General features: G+C 56.5%; 23 protein-coding genes. All 23 read right to left on the reverse strand.

The window, feature by feature from the left end; translation table 11 throughout:
- Window positions 1-115 precede the first annotated feature (115 nt).
- The 23 genes from GTO91_RS10315 to GTO91_RS10425 all read right to left on the reverse strand — a co-directional run bounded on the left by GTO91_RS10315 (window position 116) and on the right by GTO91_RS10425 (window position 24,454).
- Window positions 116-826: a nucleotidyltransferase family protein gene (locus tag GTO91_RS10315; protein WP_268894852.1), complete on the reverse strand. Its 711-nt coding sequence runs from the start codon at window positions 824-826 to the stop codon at window positions 116-118.
- Complete coding sequence (gene yqeC, locus GTO91_RS10320) at window positions 783-1,562, reverse strand: selenium cofactor biosynthesis protein YqeC (RefSeq protein ID WP_161258640.1); 780 nt, start codon at window positions 1,560-1,562, stop codon at window positions 783-785. The genes GTO91_RS10315 and yqeC overlap by 44 nt, the downstream gene beginning before the upstream one ends.
- Before the next feature lie 48 nt (window positions 1,563-1,610).
- Window positions 1,611-2,996 (reverse strand): 5'-deoxyadenosine deaminase, encoded by a 1,386-nt coding sequence (locus GTO91_RS10325; RefSeq protein ID WP_161258641.1) that lies wholly within the window; start codon window positions 2,994-2,996, stop codon window positions 1,611-1,613.
- 87 nt (window positions 2,997-3,083) lie between these two features.
- Window positions 3,084-4,016 carry an ABC transporter permease gene (locus tag GTO91_RS10330; RefSeq protein WP_161258642.1) on the reverse strand — a complete coding sequence of 311 codons (933 nt, stop codon included), beginning with the start codon at window positions 4,014-4,016 and terminating at the stop codon, window positions 3,084-3,086.
- A gap of 1 nt (window position 4,017) precedes the next feature.
- Window positions 4,018-5,133 carry an ABC transporter permease gene (locus GTO91_RS10335; protein WP_161258643.1) on the reverse strand — a complete coding sequence of 372 codons (1,116 nt, stop codon included), beginning with the start codon at window positions 5,131-5,133 and terminating at the stop codon, window positions 4,018-4,020.
- Window positions 5,123-6,652, reverse strand: a complete 1,530-nt coding sequence (locus GTO91_RS10340; protein WP_161258644.1) for an ABC transporter ATP-binding protein — start codon at window positions 6,650-6,652, stop codon at window positions 5,123-5,125. The genes GTO91_RS10335 and GTO91_RS10340 overlap by 11 nt, the downstream gene beginning before the upstream one ends.
- A gap of 257 nt (window positions 6,653-6,909) precedes the next feature.
- Window positions 6,910-8,034: a BMP family ABC transporter substrate-binding protein gene (locus GTO91_RS10345; RefSeq protein ID WP_161258645.1), complete on the reverse strand. Its 1,125-nt coding sequence runs from the start codon at window positions 8,032-8,034 to the stop codon at window positions 6,910-6,912.
- A gap of 419 nt (window positions 8,035-8,453) precedes the next feature.
- Window positions 8,454-9,818 carry a PLP-dependent cysteine synthase family protein gene (locus tag GTO91_RS10350; protein WP_161258646.1) on the reverse strand — a complete coding sequence of 455 codons (1,365 nt, stop codon included), beginning with the start codon at window positions 9,816-9,818 and terminating at the stop codon, window positions 8,454-8,456.
- A gap of 156 nt (window positions 9,819-9,974) precedes the next feature.
- Window positions 9,975-11,216 carry a threonine synthase gene (gene thrC / locus GTO91_RS10355; RefSeq protein WP_161258647.1) on the reverse strand — a complete coding sequence of 414 codons (1,242 nt, stop codon included), beginning with the start codon at window positions 11,214-11,216 and terminating at the stop codon, window positions 9,975-9,977.
- Between the two features lie 213 nt (window positions 11,217-11,429).
- Entirely contained in the window at window positions 11,430-12,338 is a 909-nt protein-coding gene (gene sdaAA / locus GTO91_RS10360) for an L-serine ammonia-lyase, iron-sulfur-dependent, subunit alpha (protein WP_161258648.1), read from the reverse strand.
- A gap of 17 nt (window positions 12,339-12,355) precedes the next feature.
- Window positions 12,356-13,018, reverse strand: coding sequence for an L-serine ammonia-lyase, iron-sulfur-dependent subunit beta (gene sdaAB, locus GTO91_RS10365; RefSeq protein WP_161258649.1), 663 nt, complete (start codon window positions 13,016-13,018; stop codon window positions 12,356-12,358).
- Between the two features lie 136 nt (window positions 13,019-13,154).
- Complete coding sequence (rsfS, locus tag GTO91_RS10370) at window positions 13,155-13,523, reverse strand: ribosome silencing factor (RefSeq protein ID WP_235919529.1); 369 nt, start codon at window positions 13,521-13,523, stop codon at window positions 13,155-13,157.
- Window positions 13,524-13,578: 55 nt separating this feature from the next.
- Window positions 13,579-14,211, reverse strand: coding sequence for a bis(5'-nucleosyl)-tetraphosphatase (symmetrical) YqeK (gene yqeK / locus GTO91_RS10375; protein WP_161258650.1), 633 nt, complete (start codon window positions 14,209-14,211; stop codon window positions 13,579-13,581).
- Between the two features lie 440 nt (window positions 14,212-14,651).
- Window positions 14,652-16,982 carry a VWA domain-containing protein gene (locus GTO91_RS10380; protein WP_161258651.1) on the reverse strand — a complete coding sequence of 777 codons (2,331 nt, stop codon included), beginning with the start codon at window positions 16,980-16,982 and terminating at the stop codon, window positions 14,652-14,654.
- A gap of 23 nt (window positions 16,983-17,005) precedes the next feature.
- A complete protein-coding gene (locus GTO91_RS10385) occupies window positions 17,006-17,764 on the reverse strand; it encodes a copper amine oxidase N-terminal domain-containing protein (protein ID WP_161258652.1) in 759 nt (252 codons plus the stop codon).
- Window positions 17,765-17,922: 158 nt separating this feature from the next.
- Entirely contained in the window at window positions 17,923-18,183 is a 261-nt protein-coding gene (locus GTO91_RS10390) for an RNA-binding protein (protein WP_161258653.1), read from the reverse strand.
- 89 nt (window positions 18,184-18,272) lie between these two features.
- Window positions 18,273-19,082, reverse strand: coding sequence for a nicotinate-nucleotide adenylyltransferase (nadD, locus tag GTO91_RS10395; RefSeq protein WP_328793780.1), 810 nt, complete (start codon window positions 19,080-19,082; stop codon window positions 18,273-18,275).
- Window positions 19,066-20,319 carry a glutamate-5-semialdehyde dehydrogenase gene (locus tag GTO91_RS10400; RefSeq protein ID WP_161258654.1) on the reverse strand — a complete coding sequence of 418 codons (1,254 nt, stop codon included), beginning with the start codon at window positions 20,317-20,319 and terminating at the stop codon, window positions 19,066-19,068. The genes nadD and GTO91_RS10400 overlap by 17 nt, the downstream gene beginning before the upstream one ends.
- 43 nt (window positions 20,320-20,362) lie before the next feature.
- Window positions 20,363-21,511 carry a glutamate 5-kinase gene (proB, locus tag GTO91_RS10405; protein ID WP_161258655.1) on the reverse strand — a complete coding sequence of 383 codons (1,149 nt, stop codon included), beginning with the start codon at window positions 21,509-21,511 and terminating at the stop codon, window positions 20,363-20,365.
- Between the two features lie 195 nt (window positions 21,512-21,706).
- Window positions 21,707-23,029, reverse strand: coding sequence for a GTPase ObgE (gene obgE, locus GTO91_RS10410; RefSeq protein ID WP_161258656.1), 1,323 nt, complete (start codon window positions 23,027-23,029; stop codon window positions 21,707-21,709).
- Window positions 23,030-23,142: 113 nt separating this feature from the next.
- Complete coding sequence (locus tag GTO91_RS10415) at window positions 23,143-23,718, reverse strand: Spo0B domain-containing protein (protein ID WP_161258657.1); 576 nt, start codon at window positions 23,716-23,718, stop codon at window positions 23,143-23,145.
- A 116-nt stretch (window positions 23,719-23,834) separates the two neighbouring features.
- Window positions 23,835-24,113, reverse strand: coding sequence for a 50S ribosomal protein L27 (rpmA, locus tag GTO91_RS10420; protein ID WP_012283722.1), 279 nt, complete (start codon window positions 24,111-24,113; stop codon window positions 23,835-23,837).
- The gene (locus GTO91_RS10425; protein ID WP_161258658.1) at window positions 24,107-24,454 is read right to left on the reverse strand and encodes a ribosomal-processing cysteine protease Prp; all 348 of its coding nucleotides are present in this window, start codon (window positions 24,452-24,454) and stop codon (window positions 24,107-24,109) included. The genes rpmA and GTO91_RS10425 overlap by 7 nt, the downstream gene beginning before the upstream one ends.
- Window positions 24,455-24,456 lie beyond the last annotated feature (2 nt).

Raw genomic sequence — 24,456 nt, forward strand, 5'->3', positions numbered from 1 at the left:
GTTGAAGAATGGGGTACTATCTATCGTATGCGGTCACTCTGAAAATGGTGTGAATCCGCCGAGATTGGACATGCAAAAGACCCATCCTTGCCGGATGGGTCTCGCGGAAAAAGGTTCACTTTTGCTGTTGCAGGGCTTCATAATCAATCCAGGTATCGACGTCTGCAAATGGTCGTTCGTCCGCCCAGTCGACCGAAACAACACAGCCCGGGTTTTTCTGGATCAGATCCCGGCCTCCCCGGTCACCGGTCAGTGTTGACAAGGCAGATCGCCAGGCGGCGCCGAAGAGGACCGGGCTGCGCCACTGTCCCTCGTGCCGGGGAACAACGATGGCGCGCCGATCATTTTTTTGAAAAAAGGCGTCAGCCATGGCTGTCACCAGAGTCGGTTCTATAAAAGGCTGATCGCCCGGCAAAAAGACAAAGCCGGACAGGCCATCTAGTGGGCACAACGTGGAGACTGCCAGCCGGACCGAAGACGCCTGGCCTTCCTCGCGCCATTCGTTGTAAACGGCCTGAAACCCCCGACTCATAGACAGATCGGCGAGCGATTGCCTTGGCTCACCGATGACAACGAGCCGACGGCCCCAAGGCAATTGGTTCATCCGGTCCATGGCATGGGCCAAGACAGGTTTCTCTCCTAAGGGCAACAGAAGTTTCTGCTGCCCCATGCGTCGCGAGAATCCTGCTGCCAGGATGGCGATGCCCAAAGAAGAGAAAGAAGCACCGCCATGCGGTGAAGAGGAAGAGGCGCATAAAAAGAAAGAGGGCACTCCCTCTTCCCTATCGCGGCTGATAGACCCGCAGCGCCCGCAGTTCTCGGCCATATCCTTTTGTCCGGATGACGCGCTCAATGCGGCCGTCCCCTTCCTTCCAGATCTGGTCAACGATCGCTTCTGTCCAGCGCCTATGCAGGTCCTCCTTGTCTCCTCCGGCGTCGCCGCTGTTCAGCACAAGCGTCCGTTTTCCCGCCGCGCCCCGGAAAATCCCCTTCGGATGGAGGGCCAACCGGGCCAGGTCAACCGGTTCGATGGGTTCCCCATTCTCCTTTCCGATGATGGGTCGAACAAGTCCTGGGCGATGGACGACAGTCGTGTCGATGGCATTTCCGACGGCCCCGAGATGGAGAACACCGACCGTCAGATCGCTGCGAGAAGGCACAGCCGGTTCATGGGCGGCCGGCGCTTTGATCAGGCGGCCGCCGGCGCCGTCCGCTTCGATGACCAGATGCCAGGAACATCGATAGTCACAAAGGCGATCCACCCATTCCGGCGGAACGCCTTTCACTTTTTCATCGGAAAAACTCCGGAACCAACCGGCCCGGCCGAAGCGCCCCAGGTCGGAGAGCACCTGCAAGAGCCCAGGTTGAAATTCCTCCTGAAAGATGGGCGCCAGGTGCTCCACCTGGGCATAAGCCATTCGGGTGGTCGTCGTCAACACATAGGGGATCCGTTCTGCTTCCCACTGGTCGGTGAGAGACATCAGAAGCGAACTCTTTCCGCCTGCCCCGACGACCGACAATACCGTCGGGCTCATGATGCCTAACGCCTCTGATAACCGCACCGTATCTACCTCCGGAACGAACGCTTCCTCACTGCGTTACGAATACTCTTATCGGACGATCCCGGCCCTGCGGACGACACGGTTGATGGCTTCACTCGCGTCGCGGAGCAGGTCCTTTTCATCGATCGTGGTCAGTTTCCCTTCCTCATAGACGATTCGACCGTCGACCATGGTCAACACCACGTCGTTTCCCCGCGCCTGATAGACCAGTTGGGCGTACACATCGGCGCCCTCGATGGGGGCGCAGTGAAGGCCGTTGAGATCGAGCATGGCCAAATCGGCCCGCTTCCCCACCTCGAGAGAACCGATGCGGTCCGCCATCCCCATCACCTGTGCCCCGCCTAAGGTGGCCAGCTCAAAGACCTGCCAGGCCGGCATGGCTGTCGGGCCATGGAGCGCTTTTTGGATCAGCGCCGCAGTGCGCATCTCGGTGAAGGGATCGAGGTTGTTGTTGCAGGGGGCGCCGTCGGCCCCGATGGAGACGGCGATGTTCCGGCGGATCATCTCCGGGATGGGCGCGATGCCGGAGCCGAGCTTCAGGTTGCAGGAGGGACAGTGGGACACCTTTATGCGGCGACGTTCGATCAAGTCCAGTTCCGTCTCATCGAGCCAAATGCAATGGGCAAGGATCAGGTTCTCGCCGGCCATGCCCAAATGGTCAAAGTAGAGGACGTTGCGCATCTTGCGCTCTTCCTGGACGATGGCGATCTCGCCCCGGTTCTCCGATGCATGGGTGTGGATCATGACGCCGTAGCGCCGGGCTAGGTCGCCCACCTCGAGGAGCAGTTCCTCGCTGCAGGATATGGCAAAGCGGGGCGCAAAGGCGTAGTGAAGCCGACCATCGCCCTTCCCATGCCATTTTTCCAGGAGATCGACGCTCTGTTGGAGCGAGTCCTCCCGCTGTTCCATCAGGGTGGCCGGAACATCCTGCCCCCAATCCATCATGCACTTGCCGCTTAAGGCGCGGATGCCTGAGTCGACGATGGCTTGAAAGACCGATTCGGTGTGGTGGACGGTGGCCATGTCGACGATGGCGGTAGTGCCGCAGCGAAACATCTCGCCGATCCCCAGCCGGGCCGACGTGTAGAGGGATTCGCAGTCATGGGCGCCTTCGAGGGGCCAGATGCGCAGTTTCAGCCAATCCAGCAGTTCCAGGTCGTCGGCCTGACCGCGAAAGAGGGTCTGGCAGAGGTGGATATGCCCTTGAATGATCCCGGGGATGACCATGCGTCCCTTCGCATCGATGATCCGGTCGGCGACGAAAGGGGATGGGGGGCCGCCTTTAGGGTAAAGATCGCCTCCAGGGTCAGGGTTGCCTCCAGGGCGGATGGCCGAGATCACCCCATCGCAGATAAACAGGTCTCCTCGGATAACTTGGCGTTGCGGATTCATAGTCACGATCAATGCGTCTTTGATGATGATGCGGCGGGACAATCGATTCACCTCAATTCTCGGAAAAGGGTAAAGGGGTTTCCTTCCATCGTGAGCGACACGCTGAGCCTTGGATTTCGCTGCTGACTTTTATCGTTCCTCCCGGTTATACGATAATCCCAAAGCCTCCGGCGAAGCGACGCGGCGGGTCTTCGTCTCACGGGTGACGACGATGAGGACGACGATCGTGAAGACGTAAGGGAGCATCTTCAGGAAGAAGGAGGGGATCTGGATGCCCAGGGTCTGCATGGTGAATCCGAGCACATCGATGGTCCCGAAGAAGAAGCTTCCGAAAAAGGCGCGAACCGGGTTCCACATGCCGAAGATGACGAGGGCGACAGCGATCCAGCCCCGTCCAGCCGTCATGTTCTCCAGCCACGAGGGCGCATAGGCCAGGGACAGGTAGGCGCCGGCGATGCCGGCCAGCATGCCGCCGGCGATGACACAGGCGTAACGGGTGGCAAAAACGTTGATGCCCGCCGCGTCGGCAGCCGCCGGGTTCTCGCCGACAGCGCGCAGCTCCAGGCCGGCCTTGGTCCGGAAGAGAAAAAACCAGATGAGGGCGATCAGCGCATAGCTGATGTAGACGAGCACGTCATGCTTGAAGAGGATCTCGCCGATGACGGGGATTTCGCTGAGACCGGGGATGGGGACGGGTTTGAAGGTGTTGGCCAGGGGGACGCCGATCAGGTTTTTGCCGAGGTAGCCGCTGAGGCCGGAACCGAAGATGGTCAAGGCGAGGCCGCTGACGACCTGGTTGGCCCGCAGGGTGATGCACAAAAAGGCGTGGATGAGGGCCATCAGGCCGCCGGCGACAGTGGCCATAGCCAAACCGATCCATTCGTTCTGGGCGCTATGGGTGACGAGAAAGCCGGTGACGGCGCCGACGAGCATCATGCCCTCGACGCCCAGGTTGAGGATGCCGGCTCGCTCCGTCAGGATCTCACCGAGGGCAGCAAAGAGGATCGGGGTGCCGGCGATGACGCCGGTGGCCAGGAGGGATATCCACATCGATGTTTCCATATTACCGCCCCTCCTTCCCGCCGGTCTTCAGTCGGTAGTTGACAAAGATTTCGCCGCCGACGACGAAGAACAGGATGGCGCCCTGCAGCATGGAGACGGTCGCTGCCGGGAAACCGCTCGTTTGGATGCTGTAGCCGCCGACGAGGAGTCCGCCGAAGATGAAGGAGACGAAGACGATCGCCCATGGGTGCAGCCGGGCCAGCCAGGCGATGATGATGGCTGAGTATCCGTAGCCGGGCGAGATGCCGTGCTGGAGCCGCTGGGTGATGCCGGAAACCTCGGTCATGCCGGCGAGCCCGGCCAGGGCGCCGCTGATGAACATGACCATGAGGATGTTTTTGACGTGGTTCATGCCGGCGTAGCGGGCTGCCGACGGGCTCTCGCCGCTGACGCGGATCTCAAAGCCCCAGCGGGTGTGGCGGAGGACGAAATAGAGAATGGCCGCCGTGATCAGCGCCAAGAGGAGGCCCGTGTGGATGCGGCTCGTCCCGAAGGACGGCAGGATGGCGCTCGGGGAAAAGGGCGCCGTAATGGGGAAATTGAAGCCATTGGGGTCTTTCCAGGGGCCGTAAACGAGGTAATCGACCCAGAGGATGGCGATGTAGTTCATCAACAGGGTGGTGATCGTCTCATTGACCTTCAGATAAGCCCGGGGGATGGCCGGCAGGAGGCCCCAGAGTCCGCCCATAACCATGCCCATGATCGCCATGGCGGGGAGTAACACAAAAGCCGGCCAGTCCGGGTAGTTGAGGGCGACCCAACTGGCGCCAAAAGCGCCCATGTACAACTGACCTTCGGCGCCGATGTTCCACAACTGCATCCGAAAGGCGATGGATACGGCGAGGCTGCAGAGCATGAGCGGGATGGCCTTGACGACCGTTTCCGATATCCCGTAGGAGGATCCGAAGGCGCCTTCCAGCATCAGCGAGTAAACCTTCAAGGGATCCTTGCCGGTGGCGGCGATAAACAGACCTGAAAAGATTAGTCCGATGACGATGGACAGCACCGGGACGAGGACGAGCACCATCGTGGAGGTGTTGCCTCGCTTTTCAAAGCGCCAGTCAGAAAGGCGCAGGCGTCCGGTGAATCCTTGTTTTTCTACCCGATCAGGATGCATCGGCCTTCACCCTCCTCCCTGCGGCATCCATCCGCTCACCTGCCATCATCATGCCCACCGCTTCGATGGTTGCCGCCCGCGGGTCGACGACGCCCATGATCTCGCCGCCATGAAGCACGGCGATGCGATCAGACAGGGCGAACAGTTCTTCCAACTCCTCCGAGATGAGCAGGACGGCGACGCCGGCGTCACGCTGGGCCACCAGGAGGTTGCGGATCGTCTCCATGGCCCCTACGTCAAGGCCGCGCATGGGGTACATGGCCACGATCAGCCGGGGGTTGTTGGAGATCTCCCGCCCGAGGAGCAGCTTTTGCAGGTTGCCGCCGGAGAGCATCTTGACCGGCTCCTTGGCGCTGGCGATTTTCACGTCGAAACGTTGAATGATCTCGTCCGTATCCTGGGCCGCTTTTTTCCAATTGATGACGCCCCGTGCCTCGCCGCCGCCCTTCAACAAGTAGTTTTCGACGGCGTTCATGTTCGGCGCCAGACCGGTGCCGAGGCGGTCCTCGGGGATGTAGCTGACGCCGGCCTGGATCATCGCTTTCGGCGTCGCCTGGGTCATTTCGGCCCCGCTGATCTTTTTCACACCCGTCTCAATGGCCCGCAGCCCGGCCACCACCTCGGCCAGTTCCCGCTGGCCGTTGCCGGCCACGCCGGCGATGCCCAGGATTTCACCGCCGTAGATGTCCAGGGAAAGAGACTTCAAAGCCGGAAGCCCCCGGTCATTGAGGGCGGACACATCGGCCAGTTCAAGGATCTTGTCGCCTCGTTTCGCCGGGGCCTTGTCGGTGCGCAGGATGACCGTCCGGCCGACCATCATCCGCGTCAGTTGTGTCTCGTCGGTTTCCGCCGTGTTGACGGTGCCGACGGAGCGGCCGCCCCGCAGCACTGTGATGCGGTCCGTGTTGCCGAGCACCTCGCTCAACTTGTGGGAGATGACGATGATCGCTTTGCCCTCCCCAGCCATGCGCCGCAGGGTCGCGTACAAGTCCACGGCCTCCTGGGGCGTCAAGACGGCCGTCGGTTCGTCGAGGATGATGATGTCGGCGCCGCGGAAGAGGATCTTCAGGATCTCGACCCGCTGTTGTTCCCCGACAGACAACTGCCACACCTGGGCAGCCGGATCGACCAGGAGGCCGTATTTCTCACTGGCCGCCTTCACCTGGGCGTTGATGGCGCGAATGTCATAAACCTGCCGGATCCCCTTGAGGCCGAGCAGGATGTTTTCCGATACAGTAAAGGGCTTGACCAGCTTGAAGTGCTGATGCACCATGCCGATGCCCTGTGCGACAGCGTCCCGCGGGGACAGCAGTTCCACCGGCCGCCCGTTGATGCGGATCTCGCCGCCATCCGGGCGGTAGAGTCCGGTGAGCACGTTCATCAGGGTGCTCTTCCCTGCGCCGTTCTCTCCGAGCAGGGCGTGAATCTCCCCTTTGCGAACGGCAAAACTGACCCGATCATTGGCCAGGACACCGGGGAATCGTTTGGTTATGTCGATCATCTCGACCATATAGTCCATCACATGCACCCTACCCTATGTTGTCGTTTGCAAAAACAGCCCCGACAAACGGCTTGCCGCCCGCCGGAAAACCGGCGGACGGCGACCATCCTAAAGTTGCTTGAAACCTGCGTCATGAGATGCCTTTGACCTTGGGAAGCCTCTGATTTTACGAAAAAACGTTGTTTGCTGGAGAAGGGCTGTTTGAAGAAAGCGCTTTTCGCATCAACCTTTTTGCTTGAAAAAGGCTGTTGGCGCCGAATGTGTGAAAAAGGGGTTTACTTGGGAATAGTTCCGTCCACACCCTGGACGAACCAGTTGAATTCGAGCATTTCCTTGTCGGTCATCTTGGCGCCTTCTTGCACCTTCACCTGACCGGACTGGTCTTTGATCGGGCCGTTGAAGACGTCCCATTCACCCTTGACAAGGGATTCTTTCTTCTTGGCGATCAGGGCTTTCGTGTCATCGCTTACCATGGCGCCATAGGGGGCGAGGTCGACGATCTTATCGGCCATGGGACCCCAGTACTGCTCAGACTTCCAGGACTTGTCCATAACCGCCTTGACGGTCTTCACGTAGTAGGGACCCCAGTTCCAGACGGGACCGGTCAGCACGGCTTTGGGCGCGAAGGAACTCATGTCGGTGTTGTAACCGACGCCGAACTTGCCTTTTTCCTCAGCAGCCTGCATCGGGGCAGGGGTGTCCTGGTGCTGGGCGATCACGTCGGCGCCAGCGTCGAGAAGGCTCTTGGCGGCGTCTTTTTCTTTGGCAGGGTCATACCAGGTGTTGGTCCAGACAACTTTGACGGTGGCGCTGGGGTTGGCTTCCTTCACGCCCAGGGTGAAGGCGTTGATGCCGCGGATGACTTCGGGAATGGGCATGGCGGCCACATAGCCGATGACATTGCTCTTGCTCTGTTTGCCGGCGGCGAGACCGGAGAGGTAACGGGCCTGATAGATGCGGCCGAAGTATGTACCAACGTTGGGCGCCGTCTTATAGCCGGAGCAATGGAGGAAGGTCACATCGGGGAACTTCTGGGCCACTTTGATCACATAGTCCATGTAGCCGAAGCTGGTGGCGAAGATGATCTTGTTGCCTTTGGTGGCCAGCTCGGTGAGCACCCGCTCGGCGTCAGCGCCTTCCGGCACCGATTCTACGATGGATGTTTCCACATTGGGCACTTCTTTTTCCAGGTACTTGCGGGCCTGGTCATGGGCGTAGGACCAACCGGCGTCGCCGACAGGTCCGACATAGACGAAAGCCACCTTGACTTTGTCTCCGGCGGCTTTGCTGTCGCCGGCAGGTTGGGAGGCGGTAGGTTGTCCGCCGCAGCCGGCCAGCACGAGACCGAGGACGAGGGCTAGGCTTAAGAGAATCGCCAGCGTCTTGGATTTGAATTTCACGAATGCATCCTCCCTGCTTTGTTTTTTGTTGTATTTCGGGCTGTTGTAGCGAGGGTTGTTGGTTCCCTATCCCCCGCCGACTTTTCCATCCCTCCTCACGCAAGTTCTATGAGTCACAAATAAAAGGCCCTTCACCACGCGGCCTCTTCCCTTCGCGGTGAAGGGCGCCATTGCCCTTCTGTCATTCCATTCGCTGATCCGATCCAGTTCCCACTGATACTTGTAATTTTATTCCCAGAACGGTTGAAAAGCAAGACCTGAACAGCCTATTCCTGACTTTCGGCTTCATTTTTCGCCGTTTAAGGTGAAAGACGCCGTGGCTTTTTGACCGGCCATGGTGGCTTTTCCCTCTTTTGTAAAGTCTTCAGTTGGGTTGAACTTGTACGGCAAATACGGGGCGTAGGCCGATGAAAAGGGGATCAGTCTTTTTGTCGGCTCGCGGCGATCTTCTCGTTGTAGATTTTCACCTTCGCGTACTGATCTTCCCAGAAGCCGGCTTCGCGCATGGCGTTGAGGAAGTCGATGCTGTAGCCGAACTTGAGCCAGTCCTTCTCCTTCTGCTGGAAGAGCCGCTCTTTTTTGTCGGCGCGCCGGACATCAAAGACCTGCTGGTCATCGGCGCCGAGGAAGATGTCCTTGGCCCACCGTTCAAGGACGAAAGGCGCCGTCTCCAGGTAACGGTTGTCCAGGTCTTCCATGACGGAGTGGTAGCGGTCAAAGCCGTCGGTGGCGACGGTGACCACGTTGTCGCCAGGGCCGAGGCGGAGGAACTTGGCCATCTTGATGGCGCCCAGGATGTTGCAGATTCCCGAGGGACCGAACCAGTCGCGAATGGACAGGGCGAAATCGCGGTCAACACCCATCTGGACGAGGGCCTCTACGCCGTCCCGGAAAACTTTCAGTCCCTGGACCGTTTCCTCGTCCCGGATCAGGATGATGAAATCGGTGGTCAGCACGTTGTGGATGAGGGTGCACATCTTGTCGCCGATGCCCTCGATGCGGTGCTGGCCGCGCCCACCGTTCGCCAGGGTCGAGCACTCATAGGGTTCCAGCGCCCCGATCTTGGCCTCCGGGAAGACGGCTTTGATCTGATCACCGGCGGCGAGGGTGCCGGCTGATCCGGGGGCGGAGACAAAGCCGGCGACGCGCCCGTTGCCGACGCCCTGGACGGCCTCGATGGCGCTGTTGCCGGTCACGTGGCGGTGGAAGCGGTAGTTGGGGAAGAGTTCGAACTGGGCCAAGGCTTTGTAGGCGGGGTTTTTCATCATCTCATGAGTCCGTTCCAGCGTCAGGATCACATCGGATTCACTGCCTGGCGTCAGTTCCAGTTGGCCGCCGTATTTTTGGATCCGCTCATAGCGCTCCTTGCTCATGTTGTCGGGCATGATGACGATAGCCTTAAAACCGAGCAGGTTGGAGATGTAGGCGGTGCCGATGCCAAAGTTGCCTGTCGACGGACCAAGGATGGTATGTACGCCGGGGACGATCTCGCCGTCGACAAGCCCTTCGATCAGGGTGCTGTAGGCAGGGCCGACCTTGTGGGATCCCGAGGGGAAGCCGTAGCCAAGCATGACGACGATGTTGGCGTCAACACCGGTGAGAGCCGGCGGCAGGACGACCTTGCGGACTCCGTTGTCGCTGTTTTTCCAGGTGATATTGAAGAGGTTGATCGGGTCCAGTTCGTTCTCTCGCAGCGCCGCGAGCGCCTGGGAACGGAGCGAGGCGTCCAGTGTCTCCGGGTGCAGCATCTCATCGTAGGTCGGTCCAAAGGGAATCCGGGTCATATCTCTTCCTCCTCCGGGGGTAAAACCCATATTGGGCGAACCCCGATGTTGTGAAAGCACTGCCATTTTCTTCTTCGCCGTGATTGTGCGAACTTCCTCCTGATACCGTGTTGCCTCTCGCCGGTGGGTGGACCCAATGTTCCGGTATGTCGCCTGTTAGGGATTGACGATGCGCCGGACCGCATCCAGTTCCGGCGCCACCGGCAAGGGCTGCCCAGCGGCCCGAATGGCGCTGGCGATGTCTTTCAAGCCGTTGCCGGTGACGATGAGGGCCACCGAATCGTCAAGGCTGATGATCCCTTGACGGCGAGCCTCCTGGATGCCGGCCACGCCGGTGACGCCGGCCGGTTCGCCGAAGACGGCGGCCTTGCGGGCCAATGTGGTCATCGCTTCGAGGATGGCATGGTCAGGTACGGCGACATAGGCCCCACCCGATTCTGTCACGGCCCGCAGCCCTTTGACAAAATTGCGGGGGTGACCGACAGCGATGGAATCAGCCAGGGTATCGGCCTCGCAAGGGGTGAGCCCTTTTCCCTCCCGCCAGGCGGTGACGAAGGGTTGGCAACCGGCGGCCTGCACGCCCAGGATCTTCGGTGTCTTTTCGATCCAGCCGATGCGCTGCATCTCTTTGAATCCTTTCCAGACGCCGCCGATGGTGCAGCCGTCGCCGACAGAGACGACAACCCAGTCGGGGAAGGTTCCCCGTTCCCGGAACTGCTCGACCAGTTCCAGGGCGACCGTTTTCTTCCCTTCAATTAAGTAGGAGTTGATGGCGCAGTTGCGGTTATACCAGCCGAAGTGGCTGCTGGCCGCCATGCATAGTTCCCAAGCCTGGTCATAGGTCCCCTGGACGGAAAACACCTGGGCGCCGAAGACGAGCAACTGGGCCACCTTGGCTTCCGGCGCCCGCTTGGGCACGAAGATAGAGGCCGGCAGCCCGGCGGCGGCGGCAAAGCCGGCCAGTGAGGAAGCGGCGTTGCCGGTGGAAGCGCAGGTGATCCGGGAGGCCCCTTTTTCCAGGGCCTTGAGTACCCCTACGGCGCTGGCCCGGTCCTTGAAAGACGCCGTCGGGTTACGGCCCTCATCTTTCACCCAGCAGCCGGCCACATCGAGCGTTTCCGCCAGCCTTGGGACTGCATAGAGGGGCGTCCAGCCGACCTGCAGGTGGCTGATCCGCTCCGGTTCGGCGACCGGCAGGAGCGGCAGGTACCGCCACATGGAGCGCGGTCCCCCCGCGCTGAAGATGTCAGGATCCATCTCCGCCTTGACGGCTTCATAGTCGTAGATCACGTCGAGGATGCCCTCATGGTAGCCGCAGGCGGGACAGTAATAGTCCACATCGCAGGGATCATACTGTTTCCCGCAATGGATGCACTGAAGCGCTTGCACGTGTTTCATTGTCTCACCTCTGCCTGATCGTACATGCAAAAAGCGGGCCAACGGTGGTCAGCTTTATATATTTATGTATTTCGATAATACAATCACTATCGTATCGCTTTTCTTCCCCAATGAGTTTAAAAAGCAACAAGACAAAAAAAAGAAGATCCGCCTGGTTTAAAACAACTGTCTTGTTTTGATACAACTGTTTCTATATGAAACGCTGTACCCCTTTTAGCGGCTGGCGTCCTTTCCCTTTCCTTCACCGGCGAAGAGCTTTTTCGCCCACTCTCGACCGGTCGGCGTTTCTGCCAGACCGCCCCGCGCTGTTTCACGCAAGGTTGCAGGCAGGGCTGCGCCGACGGAACCCATGGCGTCGATCACCTCGTCGACGGGGATGACGCTCTTGATCCCGGCGAGGGCCATCTCGGCGGCGACGAGCGCTTGGGCCGCTGCCCCGGCATTGCGCTTGACACAAGGCACTTCGACCAGACCGGCGACGGGATCGCAGACGAGACCCAGCATGTTTTTCAGGGCCATTGCGACGGCCTCACCCACCTGGGCCGGTCTCCCGCCACAGAGGTCCACCGCTGCGCCGGCCGCCATCGCCGCCGCAGCGCCACATTCGGCCTGACATCCGCCGGCGGCCCCGGAGAGGGTCGCCCGGGAGGCGACGACCATGCCGATAGCGCCGGCCACGAGCAGCCCCTCACCCAACTGCCGGTCCGATAGCCCATGGGACTTGCCCAGGGCGAAAAGCACCGCCGGCAGCACGCCGCTCGACCCGGCTGTGGGCGCGGCGACGATGCGGCCCATGGAGGCGTTGGCCTCCCCCACGGCCAGGGCCATCGTGATGGCTTCGGACAAGACCGGACCGACGACGCTTTTGTCGGGGTTTCCGGCGCGAAAGGCCTCCATCTTGACCGCATCGCCGCCGACGAGGCCGCCGATGGAACGCTGTCCACGCAAGCCGGCCTGGACGCTGTCTCGCATAACCGGCAGCAGCGCCTCCATCCGCGCCAGCAGCGCCGCTTCCGTTGTTTCCATGTCTGTAGCCTGCCGTTGCAGGCAAAACCTTGCAAAAGTGAGGTTTTTCTCTTCTGCCTGCGCAATCCATTGTTGCAGAGACAACTTTTGGGCCACGAATCGCGCCCCCTCGGTCAGTCTATTTGGATGCGTCGCGCCGCCTCGACGGGCGGCAGTGCGGCGATGGCCCGCAGCGCTTCGTCGGTGACCGTCTGATCTGTCTCGAGCACCATCAGCGCCCGGGCGCCCTTCTGCTCCCGCGAGACCCGCATCTGGGCGATATTGATCCCTTGATGGCCTAACACACCTGTCACCAGGGAGATGACGCCAGGCCGGTCACGATGGGTGACGAGCAGGGTGGCAAAGTCGCCTGTCAATTCAACGGGAAAGTCATCAACGCGCGTCACCAGGACACGTCCGCCGCCGATGGAGGCGCCGGTGACCTCAGAACGCCCCCCCTCCTGCCCGGTCAGTTCAAAACGAACCGAGTTGGGGTGGGCCAGTTCGCCCAGATGGATTTCCGAAAAAGCCACTGTGAGTCCGGCCGCCTCGGCGAATTCGAAGGAACGGGGGATGCGCAGGTCGTCGGTAGCCCAGCCGAGCAGGCCTGCCACCAGGGCCAGGTCGGTGCCGTGGCCCTGGTGGGTCTCGGCGAAGGAACCGTGGAGGCCGATGCGGGCCTCCCGGACCGCTTCGCCCAGGATGAGACGGGCCACATTGCCGAGGCGCACAGCGCCCGCCGTATGGGAGCTGGACGGGCCGATCATGATCGGCCCGATCACATCGAAAATATTCATGGGTCCGCTCCTGTGCCTGTCCTATCCGCTTTATTTCAATTCATTGCTTATGGGCTCCGGTGTTAGTGCCCACTCCATGCAAAAGCGCCTCGATACGCCGCTTTTTTACACAAGCCAAGCCGCTGCTTTCTGGCGCTTACTGCATAAACTCCTCAAAGTTCGGCTCCACTGCCCTGGGCGCGTCACCCCAGAGGCGTTCCAAAGCATAGTGATCGCGCGTCTCGGGGCGGAAGATGTGGACGACCACGTCGCCGTAATCCATCAGCACCCAGCGGCCTTCCCGGTAGCCTTCGACACGAAAGGTGCGGCGGTCGTAGTCCTTCAGTTTTTCTTCGATGTGCATGCAGATGGCCTGCACCTGAGGCGTTGAATTGCCGTTGCAAAGGACGAAGTAGTCGGTCACATTCGACTTGCCGCGCAGGTCGAGGAGCATGATATCGTAGGCTTTCTTATCGGCGGCCGCTTCCGCCATGGCGATGGCCGCTGCTTTGCTGTCTTGTACCAAGTGATCGGTTCCTCCCTGACATTAATGTTATCAACTGGGATTTTGGGGTTTTTGTTTAGATATGTTGTTGACCGCCAGCTCCATCTGTATTCCGCTCGAGGAGCATCTGATTGCGCATGTCCACCGTGAGGGGATGCAACAGCGTCCCCTTACGGAGGACATGCTGGATCGTCTGGTCTAGGCAGGCGAGGACAGCCCGGTCCAGCGACTGTTCGGCCAGGGTGCGGAGCGTTTCCACTCCCTTGTAAGACCGGTTAGGCTCGATCTTGTCGGCTAGGTAGACGATTTTCTCCAATAGGCCCATGCCTGGATACCCCACCGTATGATGACGCACGGCCCTAAGCACTTCGTCATCGTTCAGACCATATACCCTTGCCGCCCACCAGGCCCCGGCGTAACCGTGCAGGAGTTCCGCCTGTCTTCGCTCCCATGGTTCAAGCGTGACGCCCGCTTCGTCACAGGCTTGCAGCAAACGGTCGGATGACCATTCGCGGGCAATGTCGTGGAGCAGACCGGCGACACATGCTCGCTCGGGATTTGCACCCCAAAGGACAGCCAATCGGAAAGCCGTTTCGCCGGTCCCCACAATATGGACGTAACGCCGCGGGCTCAGCTCGCGGGCTAAGTCTTCTTTAAGACGCCGGTTGATGGCTTGCCAATCCCCCAACAGGATCATCCTTTCCGTCATGGACAATAATAACCTCCTACCTATCTATCACAAAATGATTATTATTGTTTATGACGTTTATAAATAATTATCCTGTATGGCTTTCATGAATCTTGCTTTCTGAAAACCTGGTGAAGGGAACAGACTTCACACGAAACAAGGCCATTATCGTTAAAAGACCTGCATCCGTGAGCCGATCATTCCTAGCTTACTACAAATAAAACAAAAAGAATAGATGTATCGGTCGTTAGGTCCGACCCGGAATAGCTTCGGACAGTCAAAAAACATGCCTGCTCAAGTATGTTTTACTTTTTTCGTCCGGTAAATACTAAGAACTTGTTTCTTTTTTTTACCCTTATAGATATCCCTATGATAGTGTTCAATTTCTACCATAGGGATGTTCCATCATAGCAGCCTTTTTGGAAGTTGCGTTGCGTCAGAGAAACCGGGGTATATGAATATTAATTAGAACGCGGAATTTTATTTGGATCATTTGGATCACTAGAATAGGGCAGGTATTTATTGCATCCGTCGATTAAGCCTACAACGTAAAGCTCCCTATTGCTACTGTTGATAAAAATGTCTCCAAGTTCCTGTTTATCAGAATAACCGTCATGGTCACTATCGGTATTATAGGGATCTGTAGGCTTAATGGGTATTTCTTGTCCATCTTCCGGTTGTAGCAAAACAAAACCTTTACGCTCAGCCCAATCGGAGATTCCGTCTTTATCTGTATCTTTGGTTAAGTTTATGTTTCTACTCAATGCGATTTGATCAAATGTTGTTTCGATCAAACTTGCATCTCTCACGACAAAATACTCACCGCCAGTATCATTAGCAATCTTACTTAAAAGTTCTTTGTTGTGAGTTTCTCCCAATCCTATTGTGTAGATATGTAACCAGTTGCTATACGCTGCATCCACTTGGGCCTCCAAAACGGAGGGTTGCCCGTTTTCATCATTGCCATCGGTTAAAAGAATAGCTAACTGTGATCTATCATCTATCCACCCAACCTTATGAAATTCTTTTATTGCTACTTCTATACCGCGGCCAATGTTTGTGCCTCCGCTAGAATCAATCGCGTCAATCGCTGAGTGTAATGCATCTTTATTGTTACTCATACTTGCGCGAACTAGGGCTGAGTCATCAAAATCTACGATTGACACTCTATCAATCGATGCTAGTTCGTCAACTAAGTAATTAGCCGCCTTTTTTCGCAGACTATTTTTATCACTTTCTTTCATACTGCCCGAACTATCTAAAATAATAACTAAATCAACGGGCCTTCTTCTATTGGGGTTATACTTGCTGTTTTGATTTATCAAGCTTTTTGTTCTTATCAAATCATCATACTTTCTACAGGGGGAGAACTCGCTCCGGTACTTTAACCCTCCTGCTTCTACTTCAAGTACTATGACATCTTCTTTTTTATAATTTTCTATCGATTCTTTACAATATCCCTGAGTAAATTTGACTGGTATTCTTCTTTCACCATCTTTTCCTGTAATGATTATATTTCCCATTCCGTTATATTTAATCTCTTCCCCTATGTTTTTCTTCCACTCATCATCTTTATCGATGTGGTGCTTAAAAAGGCCTTCCACTAATACACTATCCCGTTCATCCCTTTTTACGCTAAAATCCAATGTCATTGTCGGAATAAAGCTGTTAATTACTTCTGCATTTGCTCGAATTGCTAGTGGAATTAAATATTTAGATTGTTCACGCGCAAAATATATAGGAACATGATAGGATTTCGTAGTCGGATTATTCCTTGTAAAATATGATTTGTACTCCTCTTCTATCAATGGCACATAAATATCGTTGTTAAGTCTAATCCCATAGGATATGCCATCCTTTCCTTTGACAACTCCAGGAGTGTTAAACTGAGGTGAATCATAATTTGCTTTTTTATTTCTCGGTAATATACTAGGATTGTCAATATTATTGTCACCTTTGTTATAAATTGTGTCATCTGAATAAAAGTTTTGATTTGTATATTTGGATAACAAATCAAAAATATTTTCTAGCTTTAACCCTTTGTCCTTACTCTCTTTTATAGAAAAAATACTATTTAGGAGATTGTCCTGCATATTAGAACTAGCGAAAGTAACGTATTTTTTATTTGTATCTACTGTGTCTTCTATCGGTTCTTCTCTCATATGTCCGTCATTTCGAACGTGGGCAGGTTGGGTCATATCGGCAACTAAATGCATTGTATGCCCTAACGCGCGAAATGATTCCGCAAAAAATTCGTCATCATTTTTTTCCATACCATTTTTATAATATGTTAGCGCCTTTACCCAGGAAGAGCCTCTTGAATCGTTTGCTTTTGCCCATTCGTTAGACAAAGCCCACTTTTTTGCCGATATTTGTGGGTTAGGAACTACACCCGGAATATCGGTTAAATAATCTGTACCGTTAAATTTCCTTAATGGATCATAAAAATGTCGTAACCCCATATCGATGGCAGGAATATCGGCTGAATAGCCACCTTCTATTAACCATTCCTTCATCGTGTAGTTTCGATCACTAAGAAGCCCCTTTGGTTCGGTAATATTCAATCCAATATTTTTTGTAAAATTATTTATGTCAAAACCATTTCCTGTAAATTTTATCTCTGCAAACTTAATATCGTTATATTTTTTGGACGAATTAGTAATACTGTCAATGAAAAAGTCATAAGATTTTTCATTGATCGTTGGGTGTGTATTAATATTTCCCCAACTATATCCTTCTGTTGGGTTTAAGAAAAAGCAGGCAATTAACAAAAATAAAGTAAAATACCGCATTTACTTCATCACCTCTTATTTTCTTAAAATGATTCGAAGAACCATTGGTTATTTATTTTAATCATTTTTATGTGAAAAACTTTTGAATCAAACGGCAATGCTAGTTCCCCGCTCTTTACTATCTCTTGATTGATTATTTTATCCGATGTAACAAAAGTTAATTTAGCTTCACTAAATGGTTTCGCCATATCTGGCATCAGTTCTCTGTATTTTTCAAAAAAGGGACGATAGTGCTCCATCTTCTCGGGTGTAAATAAATTCATAGTTTTTTCAATATCCCTGTCATGCAATGATTTTTGGAGTACACTTATAGTCTCTTTAACTTCTATTTGTTCTTTTAGTAACTCTTTTGATGTTATAACAACACTATACGTTTCCGGTATCCAGTCCACAATAGTGTCATGGCTTTCCGCTATAAACCTCAATGGAACCATAGTTCTATTGTCGTTAATTACTGCATTCGTATCTAACGAAATTGTTAAATTATTTACCAAAGCGTATTTCTTACCAATTTCTAAATAGATTTTTGTGTTTTTATAATTAATCTCTACGGCGTTGCTCTTTTCGTTCCAATTTACATTGCTACCTAAGTGCTCCGATATAAATCTAATCGGAACCATCGTTCTATTGTCTTCGTTTATGTAAGGCTTACTGTCCGGAAAATTTACTCTATCACCATCTACATATACAGTGATTTCTTTTGCGTAACCATAGGTTACAAAAAAAATCAGGTTAAAGAGTTGGGCCATCCCTATGATTAGCATAATTAATTTTTTTTTCACGTCTTTGCCTTTCTCCTCTATCTTTATACTGCGAGATAAACAATACGGCATATGATAGAAAAATCCTACATAGTGAATTAAATATTTTAATAGACTACTCTATTGTAATAAATAAACCTCCTATCCCGTTACGGTCTAGGAGGTGCATATAAATTCTTTTATTGGTCCTGTCTGGGCTTGGCCTCGTTGACGGTCAGCATCCTGCCTTCATACTCGGCGCCGTTCATGGCTTCCACCATGCGCTCGGCGTCTTCATCTCTGACCTCGACGAAACCGAAACCTCTTGAACGGCCAGTCTCTCTGTCTGTGATGATCCGGCTGCTCAATACCTCCCCATAAGGGGAAAAAAGATCTGTCAGGTTCTCGGGCTTGGTTGCCCAAGGCAAATTGCCCACATAGAGGGTCCGAGTCAATTCCATTCACCTCACCATAAACCCTGATTCTCGGCTTCAAGCGATGTTCTTTTTCGCCCTGCGCTCGCGACTTAGTATGACCGGAAACGGCGGGGTTATTCGCGAGGCTGCCGATGGCAGGATGATGGATGGTAGCTTCCGGTTTCGACAATGCGGTGGATCACCGGCTCAGGCAGAAGGTATTTGACGGAGCGACCTTGATAGAGGCGCCGGCGGATATCGGTGGAGGAGATGGCCAGGGCCGGCACCTCGACCAGGTGGATCCGCCCGGAAAAAGCCTCCATACGCGCCACCGCTTCCCTGAGGTGGTCCCGGTCATAGCCGGGGCGGTAAGCGGCGATGAAGCGGCATTCGGCCATCAACTGGTCGATCTGACGCCAGGTCATGATCTCCAGGATGGCGTCGGCGCCGGTGATGAAGAAAAACTCGGCCTGCTCTCCGTACTCACGCCGGAAGGCGCGGACCGTATCAATGGCGTAGGAATAGCCGGGGCGGCTGACCTCTACGTCGGACATGCGAAAACGGGGATTGGAACAGGTGGCCAGTTCGGTCAGCCGGTAGCGTTCCCAGGGATCAGTGACAGCCTGGTGTTGCTTGTGGGGCGGTCGGCCTGAAGGCACAAAGACGACGACGGATAGGTCGAACAGATCGGCCGCTGCTTCGGCCGTCACCAGGTGGCCGTAGTGGACAGGGTCGAAGGTTCCGCCCATGATGCCCACGCGGACCATTGCTTCCCCTGTTTGCGCTGCCTCGTTTTTGGGCACTTTGATTTTAGGCACCTTGATCCCGAAGGTGGTGTCCACCCACTCGTAGTTGGCCAGGTCTTCGGGGATGGAGATGACGACACCGTGGGGACCGATGATAAAGCCCTTGCGCTCAACAGGGTGATTAACGGATCTGTCCATCGCCGTAGCAGACGTACTTGATCGTCGTCAACTCATTTAATCCCATAGGGCCGCGGGCATGCAGTTTTTGGGTGGAGATGCCGATTTCGGCGCCCATTCCGAATTGGAAGCCGTCGGTGAAACGGGTGGAGGCGTTCACATAGACGGCGGCGGCGTCGACACGGCGGGTGAACTCACGAGCTCGGCTGTAGTCGCGGGTGACGATGGCCTCCGAGTGACCTGTCGAGTATTTGCGGATATGTTCCAGTGCCTCGTCAAAGCTGTCGACGATCTTCACGGCCAGGATCAGGTCGAGAAACTCAGCGGCATAATCCTCATCGGTAGCCTCCTTGATCCCGGAAAAGAGGCTCAACGTGCGGGGGCAGCCGCGCAGTTCCACGTTCATCTCCGTCAACAGTTTGCCGATATGGGGAATGAACTTGCGGGCCACATCCTGGTGGACGAGGAGCGACTCGGCGGCGTTGCAGACGCCGGGGCGCTGGCATTTGGCGTTGATGATGATTTTTTCAGCCATCTCCAGGTCAGCGTCGGCGTCGACGTAGACGTGGCAGTTGCCCACGCCTGTCTCGATGACCGGCACGGTGGCGTTTTTGACGACAGCCTGAATCAATCCGGCGCCGCCGCGAGGAATGAGCACGTCCAGGTATTCGTTCATGGTCATCATCTGCTGGGCCACTTCGCGGCTCGTGTCCTCCACCAGCTGGATCGCCCCTTCGGGGATGCCCGCCTCTTCAGACGCTTTGGCGATGACCTTGACGATGGCCATGTTGGATCGGATCGCCTCAGAGCCGCCGCGCAGGATGACGGCGTTTCCTGTCTTCAGGCAGAGACCGGCGGCGTCGACGGTGACGTTCGGCCGGGCTTCGTAGATGATCCCGACGACGCCAAGGGGAACGCGCACCTGGCCGATTTCCAGGCCGTTGGGGCGGCGCCACTGGCCCTTCACCTCGCCGATCGGATCGGGCAGGCTGACAAGGGCGTAGAGGCCTTCCGCCATCTCTTCGATGCGCTTTTTGTTCAGCATCAACCGGTCCAAAAGCGCCTTGGACATGCCTTTTTGCCGTCCCGCCTCCACATCGAGGGCGTTGGCGGCCAGGATCTCTTCTTCCTGGGCCACCAGGGCGTAGGCCATCGCTTCAAGGGCCTTGTTTTTGACCTGCGAGGACAAAGACCCCAGTTTGTAGGCGGCGTCCTTGGCTTTTTTGCCCTTCAAGGACAGTTCGGAATACATGATCATGCCTCTTTCCCCCTGTTTCGCCTTTGGTTCTTTTGCGCGTGCGCTATCCGATATGCCGGGAGACCATGACGGTCAGATTGTCCCGGTGAACAACCTCGTCGACGCCTTTCATGCCCAGAGCGGCTTCGATGTCCTGGCACTGTTTCCCCATGATGCGCCGGACCTGATCGGCCGAGTACTGGGTAACGCCGCGGGCCACTTCCAGGCCTTCCGGCGAGATGATGCTGACCATGTCTCCGCTCTGAAAATCACCTTCGGCGCCGGTGACGCCGCAAGGAAGCAGGCTTTTGCCGCCCAAGACGATGGCCTCGGCTGCGCCGGCGTCGATGTGGACGCTGCCGCTGGAGGCGGAGCCGAAGGCCAGCCAGCGTTTGTAGCCGGGCAGCGGCGTTTCGTTGGGGATGAACAATGTCCCCACCTCTGCCCCGTTCATGATCTCGCGAAGCCCGTTGGGGCGGCTGCCCTGGGCGATGACCATGGCCACGCCCGATTCGACGGCGATCTTGGCCGCTTGCAGCTTCGTCGCCATGCCGCCGGTGCCCAGGTTTGTGCCGGCGCCGGCGGCCATCGCCTCGATCTCCGGTGTGATCTCGGGCACCTCGGGGATAAAGACCGCCTCAGGATCAACGCGCGGGTTGGCTGAATAGAGTCCGTCAATATCGGTCAGCAGGATCAGCACGTCGCCTTGGACCAGGCCCGCCACCAGCGCCGACAGGGTGTCGTTGTCGCCGAAGCGGAGGCGGATCTCGTCGATGGCGACGGTGTCGTTTTCATTGATGATGGGGATGACGTTCATCCGCAGGAGCGCCTCCAGGGTGTTGCCGGCGTTGATATAGCGCTCCCGGAAGGCGAAATCGTCCCGCGTCAGCAGCACCTGGGCGACGACGAGGCCGTACTCGGCGAAGATCTTTTCGTACATATGCATCAGAATGCCCTGGCCGACGGCGGCGCAGGCCTGTTTTTCCGGCACCGATTTGGGCCGCTTCTCTAGGCCTAATCGCCCCATCCCGGCGCCGACGGCGCCGGAGGTGACCAGCATGACCTGATGGCCCCGGTTGGAGAGATCCGCCAGTTGCCGGACGAGCTTTTCCATCTGCTCCAGGTTGAGCTTGCCGGTCCCGTGGGTCAAGGTGCTGGTGCCCACCTTGACGACGACGCGACGGGCCTTGGGCAGGTCTTGGCGTCCAAACAATGGGCGCACCTCCAAAGTGAATTCATTACATGAAATGAAATGAGCGGCAAATCGTATGAATCGACAGCGACCTGTATTGTACTGTATACAGGATCGCCGGTTTTGTATTGTGCTTTATTCTCGACGCAACGAGAGTTTCCTGCCTTGACCCTTTTTACACATTTTTTTCAGAATCGAGCAAATTGAGCAAATCGTTTACTTTCCGTCATCTTCACGATCGGCATACTGAGCCGCATACTCGATAAAGTCAAACTCCAGGTCGCGGATGCGGACCGGATCGCCGTGCTGGCAACCGGCATCTCGCAAGGCCTGATCGACGCCCATGACATCGAAGATGCGCTGCAGGCGGGCCACCGATTCCTCGTTTTCCATGTCGGTCATGGCCACGTGGCGCTCCACTTCCTTGCCGGTGACAACAAAAACGCCTTGTTCGTCACGGTGGATCTTGAAGCGTTCCTCTGTCTTGCCGGTAAAGCGGACATCCATGTGGGCATCGGCGGTGACCGTCTCAAAGACGACAGGCCCCAGTTCCTCCAGCCCTTTGTGAACATGGTAGATCAGCGGGTCCAACCCCTGCCGTGTGGCGGCGGAGATGGGGAAAATGACGGCCTCTTCGCCAAGCTTTTCCCGCAGGCGCGCCAGGTTTTCCTCGGCGCCGGGCAGATCCATTTTATTGGCGGCGACGACCATCGGCTTATCGGCCAGTTCGGGTTTGTAGAGGGCCAGTTCCCGGTTGATGGCGTCGTAGTCTTCCAGGGGATCGCGCCCCTCGCTGCCGGAGATGTCCAGGACATGGATCAGATAGCGGGTGCGCTCGGTGTGGCGCAAGAAGTCATGGCCCAGGCCGGCGCCGGTGTGAGCGCCCTCGATCAGCCCGGGGATGTCGGCCATGACGAAGCTCTGGCCCTCGGCGATACGTACGACGCCCAGGTTGGGTTCGAGGGTCGTGAAGTGGTAGTTGGCGATCTTGGGACGGGCTGCCGAGACGTTGGCGATGAGGGTCGATTTGCCCACATTGGGGAAACCGACGAGCCCTACGTCAGCCAGCAGCTTCAGTTCCAACTCCAGCCACTGCTCGTCGCCGGGTTCGCCCTTTTCGGCGATCATGGGCACCCGGTTGGTGGAACTGACAAACTTGGCGTTGCCTCGTCCGCCTCGCCCGCCCTTGGCAGCGATGTGCTGCTGACCGTCGCGGGTGATGTCGACCAGGATCTTGCCCGTCTCGGCGTCTTTCACGACAGTGCCGATGGGCACCCGGACGGTCATATCCTCGCCGTCGCGGCCATGCATGTTCTTGCCCATACCGTGCTCGCCCCGCTCGGCCTTGTAGTGGCGCTGGTAGCGGAAGTCGACGAGGGTGCGCAACCCTTCGTCGCCGATGAAGATGACGTTGCCGCCGGCGCCGCCGTCGCCCCCGTTAGGGCCGCCTTCAGGAACGTATTTTTCGCGGCGGAAGGAGACGATGCCGTTCCCCCCGTCACCGCCTTTGACGAATATCCTCGCCTGATCGTAAAACAACGGCGAAAACCTCCTATTGGAATCGAACCTTTACTGTCAGTTCAATGATGCTGTTACGGTGCTGATGTTTAATGCGTAACCCTGCTGCAGTTCTGACGCAATGCTACGGATGACTATTTCTTGGTATCTTCTTGTAAAAAGGTGGACAATTCTACCATCGCCATCGTCTCATCACGGCCCAGCCAGTATGCTTTCAGAATGGGCTCAGGGCCGCAAAAGCGCAGGCACAGCGCCGGTTCCTCCTCTGACTGGTCCTGCGTCGGGAGTAATGACTCGATCGTGGCCGACGCAGCAGACGCAAGTCGGCGGGCGTTGTTCTCGGCCTGCCATGGTTGCGGGTCCCATCCCCGGTCAACCTGGACACGCAGGTCAATGGCCCGTTCCCGCAACTCCTGACCTTTGAGCAGCAGATGGGCGATGACCGGCAGGATGCCGAGGGTCATGATGCCGCCGGCCTCCTGGATCCGCTGGGCCACATGGCGGAGGTATTCGAGGGAGCGCTCCCCTCGCCCCACCTGGATGTAACCCAGGATCGTCTGCAGATGGTTGATAAAATCGTGACGGAGTTCCCGCCACAGTTCAACCCATTCAGCAGCATCGGGACTAAAGCCGGCCATGTGTGTCCCAGCGGGACAACTTCCTATCGGGGCATTCCAATCCGGTGCTTCCGGAAAACCACTCTCCGCCATTGGAAACCACTCCTGGCGGCGCCGGATCCCCGTAGATGGACGTCATGCTGTAATTCCGGCGCACAGTATTAATATTGACAAAAAGCCCCCGGATTTCTCCGGGGGCTGCTTTGTTCTTAGACAGCGTAGACGCTGACCTGTTTTTTGTCCCGACCTTTGCGTTCGAATTTAACGACGCCGTCGATCAGGGCGAACAGGGTGTCGTCACTGCCCAGACCCACGTTGTTGCCGGGGTGAATCTTGGTGCCGCGCTGGCGGACCAGGATGTTGCCGGACAAAACGGCTTGACCGTCGCTGCGCTTGACGCCCAGGCGTTTGGCTTCGGAGTCGCGACCGTTTCGGGAGCTACCGACACCTTTTTTGTGGGCGAAGTACTGCAGATTCATGACTAGCATGGGACACACCTCCTCTTCTCGACGTGAAGGAAACGCGGATAGACTTCCGCGGTTTGTTGCAGACCAAGGACCATTGTTTCCAGGATGATCTGGGCCGTCCGCGCCGCTTCCGGCGCCAGCGGGTCCCGCAAGAGGCAACTCAAGTCACCCGGCTTGGGGGCGCTCACCTCGGTCGCCTCGGCGCCGAGAAAGTGCTCCAAACCGTTGACAGCTGAGAGGGTCAACGCCGACACGCCGGCGCATACCACATCCTGTCCGCGAGGCGCCGCCCCGGCATGACCCAGGGCTTCAAATCCCAGAATCCGTTGCCCTTCATCGACATAGACCGTTACCTTGACCATGC

Source organism: Heliomicrobium undosum, from assembly GCF_009877425.1.
Taxonomy (GTDB): Bacteria; Bacillota; Desulfitobacteriia; order Heliobacteriales; family Heliobacteriaceae; genus Heliomicrobium; species Heliomicrobium undosum.